The following is a 17,505-nucleotide window of genomic DNA, read 5'->3' on the forward strand; positions in this document are numbered from 1 at the left end:
TACTATCCCATATCGGAATCCACAGTCAAGCAAGGGTTTGCGTGTCTGCGGTGATCCGGCACGCTGGCTAGGATCGGCCCGGTTGGGGGAGGTGGTCAACCAGCTGGCGCAGCTGCCCCATATCGGGTTCCACGTATTGCATCGTAGTCGATAGGTTGGTGTGTCCCAGCAAGTGCTGCAGCGCGCGAAGCGGAGGGTTCTCCTGACGCCCCACCTCGGTCCCCAGCGTATGCCGGAGACGGTGCGGCGAAATGGGCTGACCCAAGACCTCGCTCAGCTTCCGGAAAAAGCCGCTGACCTGCTCAACGCGAATGCCCTTCCCCTGGTAGCGAGCTTCGCCCCGATGCAGGCCCAGGTCGAACACTTGCGAGTGCTCAAGGCCCCGAGGCCCGCGGAGCGCGATGGTCCTGTCATACAGTTCCCGCAATGGCTCAAGCAAGGGCGCTGGAACCGGAATATCCCACTCGCGGTGGGTCTTCGATCCCGCCACCGATAGCCGCAGTACGTTCTGATTCCAGCACACGTCGCCCCACGTCAGCGCCACCAGTTGCCGCCTCCGCATGCCGGTGTAGTAGAAGGTGAGCAGCACTACGAGCCAGAACCAGCGGGGCTCAAGGCAACGATTCTCGGAATCATCGAGCGCCGCGATCGCCTGATCCAGAAGGTCGCGCGAAACGGTCTTGATCCGGCGATCTTCAGGCGCCGCGTCGACCCGTTCCAGGGGGTCATGGCTGATCCATTCCGCTTCCATGGCGAAGCGCCACATCGCGCGGAAATGGCGACGGTAGTAGTTCCAGGTCGTCGCGCGGGCGCGCTGCAGGACCTGGCTGCGCCATTCCAGCAGCGTGTCGCGCTGAATCTCGTCCAGCGTCCTGACGCCCATGTCGTTTTGAAACTGTCGAACAACCTGTTGGTAGCGGATGGCGGTATCGGGCCGCAAGATCCGCTCGCGCAGATAGATCTGCACCAGGTCGTCGAGGGTGCGGTGGGTTTCCATCGCGGGCATGGCCTCCCCTGTAACGGGTTCAAGTCACGCCCCTGGCATCACTGAAGTTAGCACACGGGCTCCCTGCCAGGCGCGCGTCCTCACGAATCCAGCAGTGAAACCGCCTACTCCGTTTGCGATGGAGCCGAAATTTCCTGGGAGGATTGACGTCGTTCCCGCAACGCTTCGCGCACGATCTCCACGCTCTCGGGGGCCTCGATGCCGAGGCGCGCCTTGCGATGGTCGACGTACTCCATACGGACGGGGCCGTCCGGGTGGTGAAGGGTGATCCGGCTGCCTGGGGTATCCCACTCGACATTGAGACCGGGCGCGCATGCCGACAGTCGAAGTGGTGCTTCCTGGGTCTGCACCGCGACCACGAGGGCGCTATCCCCCACGTACAGTGCTTCCCCGTCCTTCAGGGTCAAAACCAACATTCCTTTTCCTCCTCCTTGCTTCCTTGCCCGTTTGCCAGCTCCCTCTGTATTTCTTCCGAATATTCGATTGTTATGATTCCGGAAGAAACTGCGGAGAATATTCCGTTATTGCTCCCGTGTCACACGCCCGTAACTATCCGGGCAAGACGGCTGGCTTACGCTTCGGCGGCGGGTGTCAGGTGGTCGTTGGGTGAGGGTATCCAGTCCGGGCCGAAGACAACGGAGGTGTCACGGATCAGGAGACCGTTGATACGGCTGGTCTGGCGCTCGCCCCGCACCACATAGCGATGGATGTTGGTGCCTTCGGAGGACTTCTCGTGCAGCTGTAACCGCTGAAAGCGCTTCTGGGCAGCGTTCCACGTGTGGCCCGTCGCATTCGCAAAGTCGCGGAAGATCCCGGGACTAATGAGAAGCACGCCCTCGGGGACGACGTGGATCCGGGCCTCTCGCGTGTTCACCAGGAGCGACCCGTCCGCGACACCTCGTCGGATCCATTCGAGACAGGCATCCCCCGGGTCTTCAGGCAAGGGGGCGTCCGCACCCGAATCGCAGGATGCCGTCGACTGCGGCGGTGGCTCGGCCGTCGGCTCGTCAGTGGCTTCATCCAGGACGCCGTCGAGCCCCGGAGGGAGCGGCAGATCGTCAACACCGCCGGATACGGGCGGGCAGTGGGGTGAGTGACGTTCCTCCACCTCGTCAGACTGACCTGTCTGGATTACGACGGTCCTCGCCGTGGGCGGATCTGCCGCAGGGGCGGCCGGCTCTTCAGGTGAAGAGCGGCTTGGCGATCTGTCGCCAGACTCCGTTGTCCCCTCGGCCGATGCCTCGCCAAGCGGAGTCACGGTACCCTCGAACACCATCGGCATCGCATCAGGATCGGACCAAATGCGGGCCACCGGCAGGCGGATGAGAGTCAGCTCGTGCGACCAGCCGTCACTGGCAACCCGGGCCCTCCAGATGGCGCGGTCCCCGTTGGCGGTCAGCAATCCGTGCTCCTGCAGTGTGTCGAAGATCCGGTCGTTGTTTGAAGGAATGCCGGAATGCCCCTCCTCGCGGAGGTGTGCCCGCAGCGCGTCGGCTGCGCGCTTCGACACTAGCCACAGATCCGACTCCGTGCGCCAGCCTGCCGCCCCATTGCGGTTCAGCGGCAGATCTTCGCTGCTCAATAGGTGTCGAAGCGATGTCATCAACTTCTCGTGAAGCGGCTTCGTAGGCGTGGGCAGTCGGTCCGGTGATTCGCCGCCCAGGTTCCGCGCCACCGACTCCCGGTCGGCCTGCAGGATGATCTGTCCCAGCGCCCCCGCATCCTCCAACTGCCCGTGGATTGCATGGATCCACGCCTGCAGTAGTTCCTGGTGTTTAGCTATCCAGGACATGCCTTCCGGCGGTAGGACCCAATGCGCGACGAGACTGGATGCTGGTTCGTGGAGTTTGTGAACGCGACCGCGCCTGTACCGCACGGAATACCAGTGCGCACCCGGTCGCTCGATCATCGGTCCGTGCCAGGGTTCCCAGCGCCCCAGGCGGTTGCCCAAGGCGCCGTACACGGCGATCTCCTGGTCGACGACGGGTTTGCCCACATCGTGCAGCAGAGCGGCGGAGAAGACGCCGTAGGACCAGGCGTCCGCTTCATGGGAAAGCCGTTCAGTTTCGGCCCCGGGTGGCAGGAGGTACCCCCGGCGGATCTGCAACGCCTTGAGCGCGACCTCGAGTCCGTGGTCGAGCATGCCCCCTCGGCTGGAGTGGTGGTGAACCTCGGACGCGGGCACTTCCTGGACGAATGCCGCGTACCGGCGCAGGCTGGCAACGACATATCGTTCGGAGCACTCCGACGGGAGCGCGAGAAGGCCGGTGATCTGGCGCAGTAGTGACCTGCGGTGGGGTGGCTGCAGCAGCTCTTCCGCGGTCTCGACCGGCAGCAGGCCAGCCTTCGGCGGTGTCTCCTGCCGACTGGCATGTGCTGTAGCAGGCGGCTTGCGACGGAGAAACGGCAGCATGGAGGATCGTCTCGGGAAGTTGGTGACGTACCGTGCTAACCATGATGGATGTTGCCCGGCACACTGTCCCCGAGAAAACCTCAGCGGGATCTTGAGAGTTTCCGACGCTGTTACGCGCAATGCCCGGCGCGGTTGAGTTCGCGCCGCGTCCCCACCTGATCCCAGCTTCCACGCCGGGATATTTGGGGATCAACGGGAGGGGATCGATGCCTTCGAGGCCAGCAGGGAACCGAGAGACTTCCTCCCAGGCGCCGAGCTCGCCATAGTCGCTGCCCCAAAACCGCCGCTGAATAGTCCTCCCATTCTCCGGTACTTCCGCGCCGCCCACGCTCAGTATTTGTGTCGCGTTTCCCCGTGCGCGCGGTCTCGCTCAGGAATGGCTGGATACCGCTTATTGCTGATATGCCTTTCGGCCGCCGCCCCGCCCACCAGGCGGCGCACGGTAGCAAGGAGCAATTACCGCGATCTGCGCCTGACGCCCGTTGTGTCAGGCGCTCCTTGGACGATTCGCGAGATTACAGTACATTGCCGTAACTTTGCAGCCACTCCGCGAAGACCTCGGATGGCCGCCACCAAGACCGCGACCGTCACCCTCCGCATTGATCTCGCCGTCAAGGATGTGCAGCGTACTGCCGCCGTCCGCGAGCATCGCTCCATAGCCTGCATGGTGGCGGCGCTGATCCGGGGTCTTTGCGACAAGCACAACATCTTCAACGACAAGGGGAAGACCGTCGCTGGCCCCTTCCTTCCCGGGCCGCCAAACCAAGTAGCCGCCGGCCATGTTGGCCAGCAAGGTCGCTATCGACCACTCAAACCAGGCCGCCCCCAATGCCGGACATGAATCTTAGAGAATGGAACCCGTGCCGATGACAAACCGAGAAAAATTTCAAGCGCTGCTGCGCGAGCTTTTTCAGTTCGACTGTGCGGACCTGGATTTCGGTATCTACCGCATCATGAATTACAAGCGGGACGTGATCGAGAAGTTCATCTCGACCGACCTGCCCGAGCTGATTGGTGAGGAGCTGAATCGTGACGCCCTGGCCGATCAGTCACAAGCCGCAGCGGAGCTTGCCGAAACTGCGGAGGAGATTGCCAAAACGCTTGGTAAGGACGCTTTGGACGCCGATGGCAATCTTGTCCGGTTCCAAGGGACGGAAATCGGCAAGAAGTATCTGAGCTTGCAGGCGAAGGCAGCCGGCGGCCGTGGGTGCGAGGCGCTGGAGGCTACCATCTTCAATCACCTGTACACATTCTTCAGCCGCTACTACCAGGACGGTGATTTTATCTCCAAGCGCCGTTACTCCAGGCGACAGAAGTACGCCATCCCCTACAACGGCGAGGAAGTCTACCTGCACTGGGCCAACCAGGACCAGTACTACGTCAAGACCGCCGAGCATTTCCACGATTACACCTTTACGTCACAAGGCGTGACCGTGCACTTCAAGCTTACCGCCGCCAACGTCGAGCAGAACAATGTTAAGGGCGAGAAGCGGTTCTTCCTGCCCCGCGTCAAGAGCACCGACTGGCTGGAAGAGGCAAACGAGCTGGTCATTCCCTTCGAATACCGGCCGCTGACCGACCAAGAGAAGGCTACCTACACGACGAAGAGCCAGCAGGAAAAAATCATCGCGGAGGCCTGTGAGGCCATTCCAGAGGCCCTGAAAAAGGCGAAAAAGGCTCTCTCCGCCATTATCGCCGAGCGTCGCAAGGACAGCGAAAACCGGCCGATCACGTTCCTGGAGCATCATCTACGGCAGTACACCCGCAAGAACACGTCCGACTTCTTTATCCACAGGAACTTGAAGGTTTTCCTCTCGCGTGAGCTGGACTTCTATCTGAAGAACGAAGTGATGAGCCTGGACGAAATTGAAGCCGCTGGCGAGGACCGCTCCGAGGGCTGGTTTCAGGTCTTGCGGGTGATCAAGGCCGTGGGCGGCCGGATTATCGACTTCCTCGACCAGATCGAGTCATTCCAGAAAATGTTGTGGGAGAAGCGGAAATTCGTCACCGAGACCCAGTACTGCATCACGGCCAGCGCTATCGACGAAAGCTTTTACCCCGACATCGCTGCGTGCGATGCCCAATGGGATGAATGGAAAGAACTTTTCCGCATTGGCGAGGAGCAGGCCGATCTCTTTACGAGTGACGAGAAGAAACAAGAACGTCGTGTGGCGTTCCTGAAGGAACACCCGACGCTCGTAATCGACACCTCACATTTCGAGCAAAATTTCAATGACAAGTTGCTGGAGTCATTTGGCGACCTTGATGATAATATCGATGGCATCATGTTACACAGCGAAAATTGGCAAGCACTCAATTTTATTGCCCCAAAATTTGGGAAACAAATTGAGTGCCAATACATAGACCCAAACTACAATACCGAAAAAGATGTTTTCCCTTACAAGGATGGATACAAACGGTCCACGTGGCTGACAATGATGGAACAGCGCGTCCAGCTCGCTCGGCAGTTATTGAAAGATTATGGGTTCTTCTACTGTAGTATCGATGAACATGAAACATCTAGGCTCCGTGAGCTTGGGGAGAGGATTTTCGGTCAAGAATGTTTTGCGGCTGAGCTTATCTGGAATACGCAGCATAGCCAGCAGAGCGGCCTCTTTACCCCCTATCATGAATATGTGCAAGTGTTTTGCACGCATTCACCGAAAACGTATGAAAATTTTTCAGGAAAACCCGGGGAAATCGTCGCGGGTGCCATGAAGAAAGTTTCTAGCGCAAACCCGGCTAGCGATTTCGAATTCCCGGCCGGAACGCCGTGGTATGCCACGGACGGAAAAGAGCTTAAAGGGGAATGGGGCGACACTGAGGTCGTGAAATTGATTCAGGGCGAAATGATATGTGAGGCGCAAAAACTAAAATATCCAGTAACGCTGCGTGCAGGGTGGACTCAAAAGCGGCAAATGGAGAAATACTTCTCAGGCAAAAGGCCGGTTTTTGATTCAAAAGGGCAGGAAGTAACCGGATTTTACTTTAATGGTTCCGGGAAGTTGAAGATAACCAAGCAGCGTTCAAAATCAACCCCAAGCACGCTCTTGCCTCAGTTTGGTACCACATCCCAATCTACTGCGGCGCTCGAGCACGTTCTTGGGGAGGCTGTTTTTGGTCGACCAAAGCCTGTTTCAATGATTGAACACTTAGTATCTTTGTCTCTCCCGGAGGGTTCTGAGGGAACGGTCGCGGATTTTTTTGCTGGATCTGGGACAACTGGACACGCGGTTATAAATCTGAACCGCCGTGATGGGGGGCGACGCCGATTCATATTGGTTGAGATGGGCCAGTATTTTGACTCCGCTATTGTTCCGAGAATGAAAAAGGTGACCTTTGCACCAGAGTGGGATGGTGGCAAGCCTAGCCGCATGGCCACCGCCGAAGAGGCCGATCGCAGCCCGCGTATCGTTAAGTTTATCCGTTTGGAGTCGTACGAAGACGCCCTGAATAACATCAAGTTCCACGAAGTCTCCAGCGGGGCGGCGCTAGAGTTTGACGATTACCTTCTCAAGTACATGCTGGCTTGGGAGAGTCGCCATAGCGAAACGCTCCTGAACGTCGAGCAGCTCGCCAAGCCGTTCAGCTATAAGCTCACCGTCGCCAAGGGCGATGAAACCATCGAAAGGACGGTCGATATACCCGAGACCTTCAACTTCCTGCTCGGCCTGCACGTCAGCAGACGCAAGGTGTGCGACGATGAGGGGCGCCGATACCTGGTCTATCAAGGCCACATTGACCATCGACGCATCGCGGTTATCTGGCGTGAGATGGAGAGCTGGCAAAAGAACGACCTAGAGCGAGACAAGGAATTCGTCGCTGAACAGAAGCTCGCCGAAGGTGCGGATGAGGTGTTCGTCAATGGCGACTCGTTTATCCCGAACGCCAAGGCTCTTGAGCCTGTGTTCAAGGCTCGGATGTTCGCGCCGGTGGAGGCGTAACCCATGTCCCAGGGACGAAACGCCAAACCGGAGTACGTTAAGCTGGAACAACGGCTGGTGCTGCTGACCTGGCTGAACAGCCTGTTCGGTTATGAAAGCAACCGTCATCTGCTGGCTGACCTGCGCGAGGCTGGCGAGGGTTTTGACGCCAGCGGCCGCAGTTACGTGTGCCACCGGCTCATTGCCCGCGGTGACAAGGTCCAAATCACGACCGCAGACCTAGCGCGGTACGACGACAACATCCGTGAGCACCTGGGCGCGATGAATGCGCGTCGGTCGGATCCAATCACGCTTCGATACTTCCAGCATCTGGCGTTGCTCTACACGGAGATATTCCTCGATGGCTATTTCAATTATCGGGAAGCGCGTCTGCGGTCTCTGAACGAATTCGTGGCGAAGCGGAATCTCTCCAAGAACTCCGGAGAGGTGAAGGACGCCAGGTTCAGTGAAACCGACCTCAAGAAGCTGGCGTACTGGATGGCAACCGGCAGCGGCAAGACGTTGATCATGCATATCAACTATCGGCAGTTCCTGCGATACAACAACTCGCCGCTAGACAATATCGTGCTGATCACGCCGAACGAGGGGCTGAGCGAGCAGCACATCGAGGAGATGACGGCATCCAATATCCCCTGCCGCCGGTTCGACCTCAATGAAAGCGGCTTGGGAATCTCCGAGCCCGATGCCGTGCGCGTCATCGAGATCACGAAACTGGTGGAAGAGAAGCGCGGTGGTGGTCAGAGCGTGCCCGTCGAGGCCTTCGAGGGCAACAACTTGATCTTTGTCGATGAAGGCCACAAGGGTTCGGGCGGCGAGGCATGGCGCAGCTTTCGCGACGCGCTGGGGCAGACCGGATTTACCTTCGAGTACAGTGCGACTTTCGGTCAGGCCCTGACGGCGGCTCGGAATGACAAGCTGACCGAAGAGTACGGTAAGGGCATAGTATTCGACTACTCCTACCGGTACTTCCACGGCGACGGATACGGGAAGGACTTCCGTATCCTCAACCTGAAGGAAGAAGCGGTCGAGGACAAAACCGAGATGCTGCTGTTGGGGAACCTGCTGTCGTTCTACGAGCAGCAGCGGGTTTTCGAGGAAGGTGGCGAGGCATTACGGCCGTACAACCTGGAAAAACCGCTCTGGGTGTTCGTCGGCAGCAGCGTGAATGCTGTCTATACCGAGAACAAGCAAAAACGCAGTGACGTGCTGACCGTCGCCCGCTTCCTGCATCACCTGCTGGAGAACAAGAAGGGCTGGGCGGTCAAGGCGATCAAAATGCTGCTCGATGGGAAGACCGGCCTGGAGGGGGACCCGGACGGACAGGACATCTTTGCCGAGAAGTTCCAGTACCTGAAAGATGCCGGCATCGATGCGGAGACGGCCTACCATGAGCTGCTGGGAAAAGTCCTGCACTCGCCCACAGGCGGCGGCCTGCATCTGTGCGATCTGCGGGGCAGTCCCGGCGAACTGGGGCTAAAGGCCAGTGGGGGCGAATATTTCGGTCTGATCTATATCGGCGATACCAGCGCCTTCAAAAAGCTGGTGGAGGTGGATGACGCCGGCATCACTGTCGAGGAAGATGCGATTGCCGATTCGCTTTTTGAGGGCATCAACGAGCCGGAGACGAGCGTCGAAATATTAATTGGCGCTAAGAAGTTCATGGAGGGGTGGAACTCCTGGCGCGTCTCCAATATGGGGTTGCTCAACATTGGCCGGAAGGAAGGCTCGGAAATCATCCAGCTTTTCGGGCGCGGCGTGCGACTACGGGGCAAGGACTTCACGCTAAAGCGAAGTTCTGCGCTCGACGGCAGCCATCCCGAGCATTTGCCGGTGCTGGAGACGCTCAACATCTTTGCGGTCCGTGCGAATTACATGCCCCAGTTTCAGGAGCACCTGGAGAAAGAAGGTGTCGAGACAGAAGGCCACGTCGAGCTTTCACTGCCGATCCGGACGAACGATGACTTTCTAAGACAGGGTCTGGTCGTACCGCGCATTCCGGACGACCGAAGCTTCGCCGACGAAGCCGCCGTGCTTCTGGATGTCGATCCGGCGATTCGTGTGCGCGTCGATATGTCGCTCAAGGTGCAGACGTTCGAAAGCGGGGTCGACGGTTTTACCGCAGCCGCAGTGAAGGCCGGTTGCGAGAGGGCCGTTCCCGACGCGAGCCTGAATCTTGTGGACTGGGAGCGCGTCTACCTGGAGCTCCTGGAGTACAAAGAGCGGAAAGGCATGCGCAACCTGGCCATCCGCCCCGATTTGCCGCGAGCCATCTTTGATAAGAAGGAGCCATCCCGTCTATACAGCGTGGTTGCTGATGATAACGTCGTTCAGCCGGTCTCCTTCGCTGGAACCGCATTGCTTCACGAAGCTGTCCTGACGGTCCTGAGAAAGTACACAGATAAGTTCTATCGCGTGCAGCAAGAGCGATGGGACTCGGAGAATATGGTCTACAAGGCTCTGGGTATCGAGGACTCGAACTTCCAGGACTACATCGTCAAGGTCCCCAGAGGCGACGTGACTCTGATCGGAGCCATTCAGAAACTGATCGACGATGCCGATAGCATCTACGGCCAAGATTTGACCCGCTTGCCGACGATCCACTTCGACCGTCACCTGTATCAGCCGCTGTTGATCGAGCGAGGCAACAAGGTGCGAAGCGATCCGCCCGGTCTCAAGGCGAGTGAACGGCAATTTGTCGATGACCTACGTGCCTACTGCCGCGCGGAGCGGGACGGCGCCCTTGCGTATGCCGAAGTTTACCTGTTGCGGAACCTGAGCCGAGGCAAGGGGATCGGCTTCTTCGAGACGCGAGGCTTCTACCCAGACTTTATCCTCTGGATCAAGACCGCCCATCAGCAACGCATCGTGTTCGTGGAACCCCACGGGATGCTCCGAGCCGAAGCTTATAAACACGACGACAAGGCGCGACTGCACGAATCGCTCCCGAAATTGGCGAAGGCCATGTGCACGCGGACGAACATGACTGATGTCGTCCTCGATTCGTTCATCGTCTCCGCGACAACGTTCGATGATCTGCGCACCAAGTACGACGACGGGGGCTGGGATAAGGACAGGTTCGCGTTGGCGCATATCCTGTTTCCGGTACGGGACAACGACTACGACTACATCAGACGCATCGTCGAGGGATAGGTGACCGACAGAACACACCGAAGCGTAGCAGATGCTTCCGGATCGTCCGTCACGCCGCTTGCATACGGTGCCGCCAAGGTGCGCCGTGCCAGCATCGTTGACCCCGAACCGTCCTGGCAGCTTCTGCAGTTTCAGCCCTCGCTGCCCAGGGCGGTGATTCCATGGGCCTTTCTGAAGCCCGCCGCAGCCCTCGCTGCCAGAGTCCGCTTGCGAGCGGTTTACCCGGCACATCCGGCCACCCTTGCGATCGTCCCTCAGGCCCCTGTAGGACGCTCAGGAGCCTTTCCCGGGGTCACCGCACCGATTGGGTGCTCGCGCGGTTCCGGCAGCCTGCCACGCTCACGGCTGGTTCGTCCTCGGGGCCCAGGCGGGATGCGCTTGGTCCTGCCATCAGCGCGGCCGGGGACAGGGCGCCCGCGGTGTGAAGGTCCCCCCCGGGGTTGTCCGACCGCGCCCGGTTCATCCAGCGCTCCTGGGCCGACGGATCCGGCTCGATGGACGATTCGCTGATCCGTCCAACTCCTGGGGGCTAGCCCTTTCTTCCCTTTCTGGATAAGTCCCTTGCCGTTCACCTTCCATTCCCTTCCCCTCATTTACCATTTCACCGCCAAGTCCGACGCGGAACCTTCACAATACCCACCACGGGGCTTCTCGCGTGCCCTTTCCTCCAGCTGAGTCACTGCTGCCTTGAAAGCCGGACACCAGTACGTCGCGCACCGTGCCAGGGTAGCCGATTCGCCCCCCACTCACGCGTCGACGCGAACTCTCCGAGAAGGCCGCGACGGATTAACATCCGGTAGAACCGGTACTGATTTCGGTCAGGGATGACCTTGAGTAGGCGAATCTCAGTCAGCGGCATGGTCACGGAGTGCTGCCCGGCCGCCGGGAAAGTGGCGATAGAGCGTGGCGGGCGAAACGCCCAGCTGCTTCGCGATCGCTCGGACCGATGTATCCGTATGGAGCATCAGGGTCAGTGCAAGACCTGCCTGCTCTTCGCTGAGCGCGGGAGGACGACCCCCGGTGCGGCCACGCTGGCGCGCTGCATCGAGACCCGCACGGGTCCGCTCCTGCATGATGGAGCGCTCGAACTCGGCCACTGCGCCAAAGACGTGGAACACGAGCTTGCCGCCGGGTGTCGTGGTGTCGATGGATTCCGTCAGGGACTGGAACTCGATCCCGCGCTCCTCCAGGTCCCCGACAGTGGTGATGAGCTGCCGCATGGATCGGGCAAGCCTATCCAGTCTCCAGACCACCAGGACGTCGCCCTGCCGCATGTAGTCCAGGGCCTCGCGAAGCTGCGGGCGATCACGCTGGGCTCCCGATGCGCGGTCCTCGTAGATCCGATCGCACCCGGCCTGCCGCAGAGCATCGGTCTGGAGCGATGGGTCTTGGTCACGGGTTGAAACGCGAGCGTACCCGACTTTCATAGGCTTGGTCTCTCGAAACTCGTCTCCATGCTAGGTTCTGCGACAAAGAGTTTCAAGACACAGTTTTGAGATGCTTGACCACAAGCAATGGGGTGGCATCGCTGGATTCGGTCTGACCCTCTCGAAAACGATCGTTTTTGATACTGGCTGTTCGGTGATCGGCGGGGTGGACGCGGGGCCGGGTACCGCGCTAACTTGATATAAGGTAATACCACGTAATACGAGGGCCACCATGGCAACGTCCCTGAAAATCGATGACGCGTTGAAAGATCGCCTCCAGGATCTCGCCGCCCAACGCCGGAGGTCGCCTCACTGGATCATGCTGGAAGCCATCCGCCAGTACGTTGACCGCGAGGAAGCCCGCGAGAGTTTCCGGCAGGAAGCCCTGGCGTCCTGGTCGGCTTACCGGGAAACCGGGCAGCACCTGACCGGGCAGGAAGCCCGCGACTGGTTGAGTACATGGGGCACTGACGTTGAAGGAGCCGCGCCCGAGTGCCACGAGTAATCGTCACCGCAGGCGCCGCAGAAGGTTTGGAGCGATGCAGGCGCGCTCTCGCCACTAAAGCCCCGGATGCCGCCAGGCGCGCGGGCCAGGCGATCGAGCGGCAATTCCTGCTGCTGGAAACGGCCCCCGATATGGGGCGACCGGATCCTGAAGTCCCCGAACTGCGTGAGTTGGTGATTGCCTTCGGCGACTCCGGATTTGTGGCTCTGTACCGACACGAACCGGCCGACGATGCCGTGTATGTCCTCGCCTTCCGGCACCAGAAAGAGGCGGGTTACTGAATCCGGAGCCTGAGCATCAACTGCGTGTGCCGCGCTTGCGTCCATGGCTCGGCTGCGCTAAACGTGTAGTAATAGCCACAAGAAACAATGGGTAGCTTATGGGCCTCCTTCTAACTCTGATCCTTCTATTCCTGGTCGCAGGTGTAGGGACCGCCGTGCGCCAACATGGCTGGGCGCAGGGTGTACGGCGCTATGGCGCAGGGTTGGCCGGCTTGGGTGCGGGCGCGGCGCAGGCTGTTGGTTTCACCGGTGATGCCGATAGCGATACGTCGGGCGGCGATGCACCCGATGGGCCGGTTAGTCAGGATGACTCTGTGACAACGTCAGCGATGCCCGGCGATGCGAAGATCCCGGGATTCTACACCTACGAGGAGACCAGGGATCTGTGGAGGCATCCGACCAATCTCTGGCACGACTCGATCTTCGAGGAAGACGATTAGCCTGCTCTATCGCGGGGCGGCTGCTCTCGGCTCCCACGCTTCTGGAGCGTGGTCTGCGCGCAATGGCGGTAGCTGACGCTCTCCTACTTATTGATTAGCGGCGTCGGCTACCTTCCATAAGTTTGCCACCGGCGGCTGACCCTGCGGCGGATCCCTTATCGGCCATCGATCCGGTGGTCTGGCTGTTCGCGTTCAGGCTGTCTTTCAGCTTAAACCCTGCCCATCCCACGATCATGCTGAATATCAGGGGCAGGCCGATGTGCAGCAATCCGACGGCCATGGTGATCATGCTGTCCTTCATGCCCAGGTCTGGTGACATCAGCGAACCGAACGCCGGACCTATGAAGCCACCTGCGCCGTCCGGATACATCGCGGCCGTCATGTTGTCCTCCAGCCAACGACTGACGGCCCACAGGTAGCTCCAGAAGGTGATCGTCAGGATTGCCATGGTGGCGACGAACACGGGCCCCCAGGAATACAGAGACACCACGAGCAAGATCGGCAGCAGCATGTAGATCCCCATCAGGAGAAAGCTCTGTACGATCGGGGCCGCTTCGCGGATCGTGAGCATCAGAGGTCCGTGAGCGAACATTTCCTGTCGCGCGATTCCGAACGAAGCCGTCAGGCGGGAGAATAGGCCGGCATTGGTATCGGAGTTGACCAGGCCACTCGTCACATGCGGTGCGCGGACTGCGGACTCCTCGACCAGCCGCCGGATCATGCGGTCCTCTAGTTCCTCGTCCGGCGTTCCGAACCAGCCGGACATGCTATCCCGAGCGCCCTCCCAAAACGTCGGCTCCATTTCGCCCAGGATCTGCTGCCGCAGACCGGGTCCTCCGTTCCCGCTCCACCAGTCCGCGCAGTGCGGGCGTCCGAAATCCGGTTCCGCGCCCTCGTTGTAATCTGGATCGTCGCGTTCCGGGACGTAGTTGAAGCCGTGTACGGGGCTATCGGCCCTGTAGCGGTCATAGAATCCTTCGGTTTGCAGGTAGACCCGGGAACCGATGAACTCCGGATCGTCCTGGCCGTGCTGTTCGAGAAGGGCCGAGACGTCCGGCCGGTCTTTCTGGAAGCGGGACCGAGCCGGGACGAAACATTCGTTCATAAAGCGCTGTACGTTCTGCGCCACCTCCGGATCCGAAATCCGCTGGAGGTCCAGCTCGATTCGGGTCCGCACCATATCCTCGGGGCACCCGATCCCCGCGATCGCCGCGCCCGTGATCCCCTTCGAGATCGCCATGGTCGCGTACCACCAGACCGGGACCGACGCGTTCGTGAGGTTGAAGGTGTCCGAGTACGTGGTGTCTTCGATGTCGGAAACATCCGGTATCTGATCGCAGCTGTTATCAAACTCCAGCTCACTGAGCGAGAGGGGCCAGATCGGCTGCGCAGCCAGTACGACGACCGAGAGCGCCTTTACGATCTCGACCTCCATCATGTGGACGGATTTCCGGCTCCCGGCCTTGGCCTCCTGTCCCGTGTAGTTGTCCACGAAGGCCCGGATCACGATGATCAGGAAGGGGATGAACGCGATCCCCGAGAACACGAGGATGTCCCACAGGTTCTGAAACTGCATCCAACCGAAAATGGTGGTGAATGCTTCGAGGGGATGCCCAACGGTCATACCACTAACTCCACGGCACGGCCCAGCAGGTTCTGTCCCAGCAGGATTTCCAGGATCATGAGCCAGCCCGCGACTCTCCAGCGCGCGTCCACCAGACGCCGTTGCGACTCCGGCGGGAGGTGCCCGCCAAGCCAGGTCACCCAGTACCGCCAACCCAGCACGACCGCCGCGATCAGCAGCCAACGCCAACCGGCCAGCAGCCATTCAGCCCGATCCAGTCGGGCGCGTACCACCTCCGCCCCTTCGATCATGTTCCACGCGAGGCCCGCCACGATGACGACCGCAAAGGCCGCGATGACCCCGATCAGGAGGTGGCGCGGGATTCGCGAGATCATGGCCGTGGCACCACGCCGCCACGCATCGGAGCGGTCTCAAGCGGGTGAGGCGATGGCGTACCCTGGGACGAGCGGGTGCGGCGCTGCGCTTCACGCAGGATCGACCCGGCCGTATTCGACACCACGGCCTGACGCGCCTCGATCTCCATCATCAGCGTGTCGATCTCGGCGGTGATCTCCTCGACGCCGTCCCGGATGTCTTCGCGGGCGACGCCGGCCGCGTCGATCTCCGGTGCCTTCCGCCCGCTCAGCAGCATGCGACGGGTCAGAAGGGCCTGCTCCATCGTGCGCGCGGTCGCGACTTCCTGTGCCAGCCGTCCCGCCGCCACCATCCGGTCGGATTCCGGGAGTTCACGCAGTGCCTCGATCAGGCCGCGCGACACACCCACGCCGGGGGCCGAGACGTCGCGCAGATTGCTCCGTGTCGGATTGGTCGCTCCCGAGACGAGCTGCATCAGGTCTTCGCGGACCTGCTGGTTGGTTTCTTCGAGGATGGGCAGGAGGCCCACGCCGGGGGTGGTCTCGCTCTCGCAGCCCTGGCAGGTGCGGATGTGCTTGTCCCCGAGCACCCGGGTTGCCCATTCCTGTGCCTCCTGTGGGCTGCTCCAGGTCCGCGCGAGGAGGGGCGTATCACCGCCTCCTGCATAGGGTGTTCCGGCGTTCGGGGGCCGGTCCAGGGTGATGTTGTAGCCCGCCTTGACGGTATCGCTGATCACGTCAATCGGCTCCTGCCCCTGTCCGCCCCGGCGGCCCCCGATCCATTCGGCCCCATCGTTCCCGGCGTTCTGATCAATCTCCTCCTGGACCTGCACGATGTCGCCCCCGGAGCCCATGGCCGCGCGCCAGTCATCGCCCTTCGAGAGCGTGACCCACTCCTGATAGGGGTTGCGGCCGTCGGCGATGGCGGCCTCCATTTCCTCGCAGCTCTGCGTGGCGAGTGACAGCTCTGCCTCGGCGCGCAGCAGGTTGTTCTGGAACAGGTCGTACAGACCCGGATTGGACCGCTGGAGCACCATGGCCGGCAGGGAGGCGATCGCATTCGTGGCGGCCTGGACCATCTGATCGACCATGTCTTCCATGCCCTGAGCGACTTCGTTCAGGGTGTTCTCGATGCTCAGCAGGGGATCGAAGCTGCCACAGCTATACCCCGCACTGGCCTCCGCGCCGAAGGCCAGCCGGGTCGTGGTGACATTGGGATTCGGGGCATTGGAAATGGGCTCGGCACCGCCCACTTCGTAGTACCAGAACCCGTCTTCGGACGGCACGAGGGCATGGCCGGCGGTAGGTCCCCAAAGCGCCGCGCAGGCTGTAGCAGCGATCAGTGTTTTCCGCATCCGCATGATCCGTCTCCTAGAACGTGACAGAGCCGAGGTAGACCTGGCCCCCGATTTCGCAGCAGTTGTAGGGACGCCATAGGGTCCACACGTAGTTGCCCTTGAGGTTGGTCTTGTCACTGGACCAGCCCTCCTTGTCCTCGGTGTCATCCTCCCCGAACACCTCGCAGGCGTTGGTGTCCGTGGGCATGTGCATCTGGAACGTGCCGGTCTCTTCGTCCCGCTCCACCAGTTCGGGGGGAAGCCACACGCGGTAACCGTCCTCATGCACCACGTCGTCGCCCGGGAGCTGCTCGTAGACATGCCCCGACTGGTCTTCCCGAGTGGTAATGTCGCCCGCCCGCTGCGCGACGATCGCGGCCGCCTTGGCATCCTCCGGCTGGGAGACATAACCCGACCGGGGGTACACCGCACCCCAGGTGTAGTCGTCCCACTCTCCGATCTCCCGTTCACCCTCCTGGAGGGATTCGAGGTAGAACATTTCGGGCACCGCGTAGCGCCAGGCGAGTACGCTGGTCGCGGACTGGTAGTAGGGGTGGAAGGCTTCGGCCGTGGCCGCGCCCGGACAAATGTACGGGACGTCGATGTACTCCAGGATCTCCATGAAGGGGTGCCCGACTACATCCGCTTCCTTGAATCGAAGCTGACGGGCATCGCGGGAATGGCGCCCCTCCAGCGTGTTTCCGCCTCCGACAAAAGCATCGAACGACAGGATCGATTCGGCGGCGGATTCCTGTGCGGACCCCAGCGCTCCCCGGATTTCCGCCCACGGGTTTTCGCCGGTGTTCTGGTAGGCCGAAATGACGGCGTCCGGGACGTAGTGCCGGATCCGTTCGGTGGTGACCACGCTGCACCCGGTAATGGTGCAGCGCAGCCACAGACAGACCCCGATGATCTCCCAATTCAGGCAGGACGAGAGGGCGCTGCTCGTCTGTGAAGTGATCTCGGAGGTACTAATGGTGTCCGGATCCTCGGCCTTCGCGGGGCTGCCCACCAGCAGGCAGAGCGCGGCCACGATTCCGGCGCCGGTGCTGCGCATGGACCCC

The 17,505-nt window shown here is 60.8% G+C and carries 14 protein-coding genes; 6 read left to right on the forward strand and 8 right to left on the reverse strand.

Features of this window, described 5'->3' with window-relative positions; genetic code table 11:
- Positions 1-67: 67 nt before the first annotated feature.
- The 3 genes from D578_RS0102145 to mobH all read right to left on the reverse strand — a co-directional run bounded on the left by D578_RS0102145 (position 68) and on the right by mobH (position 3,419).
- Entirely contained in the window at positions 68-1,006 is a 939-nt protein-coding gene (locus tag D578_RS0102145) for a site-specific integrase (RefSeq protein WP_018948368.1), read from the reverse strand.
- 104 nt (positions 1,007-1,110) lie between these two features.
- Positions 1,111-1,422 (reverse strand): carbon storage regulator, encoded by a 312-nt coding sequence (locus D578_RS0102150; RefSeq protein WP_018948369.1) that lies wholly within the window; start codon positions 1,420-1,422, stop codon positions 1,111-1,113.
- 155 nt (positions 1,423-1,577) lie between these two features.
- Positions 1,578-3,419 (reverse strand): MobH family relaxase, encoded by a 1,842-nt coding sequence (mobH, locus tag D578_RS0102155; RefSeq protein WP_018948370.1) that lies wholly within the window; start codon positions 3,417-3,419, stop codon positions 1,578-1,580.
- Between the two features lie 562 nt (positions 3,420-3,981).
- Here mobH and D578_RS14725 point away from each other — a divergent pair.
- The 3 genes from D578_RS14725 to D578_RS0102170 are packed head-to-tail and all read left to right on the forward strand — an operon-like array spanning position 3,982 to position 10,513.
- On the forward strand, positions 3,982-4,260 hold the full coding sequence (locus D578_RS14725; RefSeq protein WP_018948371.1) for a hypothetical protein: 279 nt from the start codon (positions 3,982-3,984) through the stop codon (positions 4,258-4,260).
- 25 nt (positions 4,261-4,285) lie between these two features.
- Positions 4,286-7,363: a DNA methyltransferase gene (locus D578_RS0102165; protein ID WP_018948372.1), complete on the forward strand. Its 3,078-nt coding sequence runs from the start codon at positions 4,286-4,288 to the stop codon at positions 7,361-7,363.
- Positions 7,364-7,366: 3 nt separating this feature from the next.
- Positions 7,367-10,513 carry a DEAD/DEAH box helicase family protein gene (locus tag D578_RS0102170; protein ID WP_018948373.1) on the forward strand — a complete coding sequence of 1,049 codons (3,147 nt, stop codon included), beginning with the start codon at positions 7,367-7,369 and terminating at the stop codon, positions 10,511-10,513.
- A gap of 845 nt (positions 10,514-11,358) precedes the next feature.
- On the opposite strand, the gene D578_RS0102175 is transcribed toward D578_RS0102170, so the two are convergent.
- Positions 11,359-11,940, reverse strand: a complete 582-nt coding sequence (locus D578_RS0102175; RefSeq protein WP_018948374.1) for a recombinase family protein — start codon at positions 11,938-11,940, stop codon at positions 11,359-11,361.
- 232 nt (positions 11,941-12,172) lie between these two features.
- Between D578_RS0102175 and D578_RS0102180 the strand changes: the two genes are divergently transcribed.
- The 3 genes from D578_RS0102180 to D578_RS15820 all read left to right on the forward strand — a co-directional run bounded on the left by D578_RS0102180 (position 12,173) and on the right by D578_RS15820 (position 13,166).
- Entirely contained in the window at positions 12,173-12,445 is a 273-nt protein-coding gene (locus D578_RS0102180; protein WP_018948375.1) for a CopG family ribbon-helix-helix protein, read from the forward strand.
- A 26-nt stretch (positions 12,446-12,471) separates the two neighbouring features.
- Positions 12,472-12,726, forward strand: coding sequence for a type II toxin-antitoxin system RelE/ParE family toxin (locus D578_RS0102185; protein ID WP_369772753.1), 255 nt, complete (start codon positions 12,472-12,474; stop codon positions 12,724-12,726).
- Between the two features lie 155 nt (positions 12,727-12,881).
- Positions 12,882-13,166, forward strand: a complete 285-nt coding sequence (locus D578_RS15820; RefSeq protein WP_196800654.1) for a hypothetical protein — start codon at positions 12,882-12,884, stop codon at positions 13,164-13,166.
- Between the two features lie 94 nt (positions 13,167-13,260).
- Here the strand turns inward: D578_RS15820 and D578_RS0102195 are convergent, their stop codons facing one another.
- The 4 genes from D578_RS0102195 to D578_RS0102210 form a co-directional block, all read right to left on the reverse strand.
- Positions 13,261-14,790, reverse strand: coding sequence for a conjugal transfer protein TraG N-terminal domain-containing protein (locus D578_RS0102195; protein ID WP_018948378.1), 1,530 nt, complete (start codon positions 14,788-14,790; stop codon positions 13,261-13,263).
- The gene (locus tag D578_RS0102200; RefSeq protein ID WP_018948379.1) at positions 14,787-15,125 is read right to left on the reverse strand and encodes a hypothetical protein; all 339 of its coding nucleotides are present in this window, start codon (positions 15,123-15,125) and stop codon (positions 14,787-14,789) included. The genes D578_RS0102195 and D578_RS0102200 overlap by 4 nt, the downstream gene beginning before the upstream one ends.
- Positions 15,122-16,390, reverse strand: a complete 1,269-nt coding sequence (locus D578_RS0102205; protein WP_018948380.1) for an integrating conjugative element protein — start codon at positions 16,388-16,390, stop codon at positions 15,122-15,124. The genes D578_RS0102200 and D578_RS0102205 overlap by 4 nt, the downstream gene beginning before the upstream one ends.
- Positions 16,391-16,475: 85 nt before the next feature.
- The gene (locus D578_RS0102210) at positions 16,476-17,498 is read right to left on the reverse strand and encodes a TIGR03756 family integrating conjugative element protein (protein WP_026289125.1); all 1,023 of its coding nucleotides are present in this window, start codon (positions 17,496-17,498) and stop codon (positions 16,476-16,478) included.
- Positions 17,499-17,505: the final 7 nt, after the last annotated feature.

The sequence above is a fragment of the Thioalkalivibrio sp. ALMg11 genome, from assembly GCF_000377905.1.
Lineage (GTDB): Bacteria > Pseudomonadota > Gammaproteobacteria > Ectothiorhodospirales > Ectothiorhodospiraceae > Thioalkalivibrio.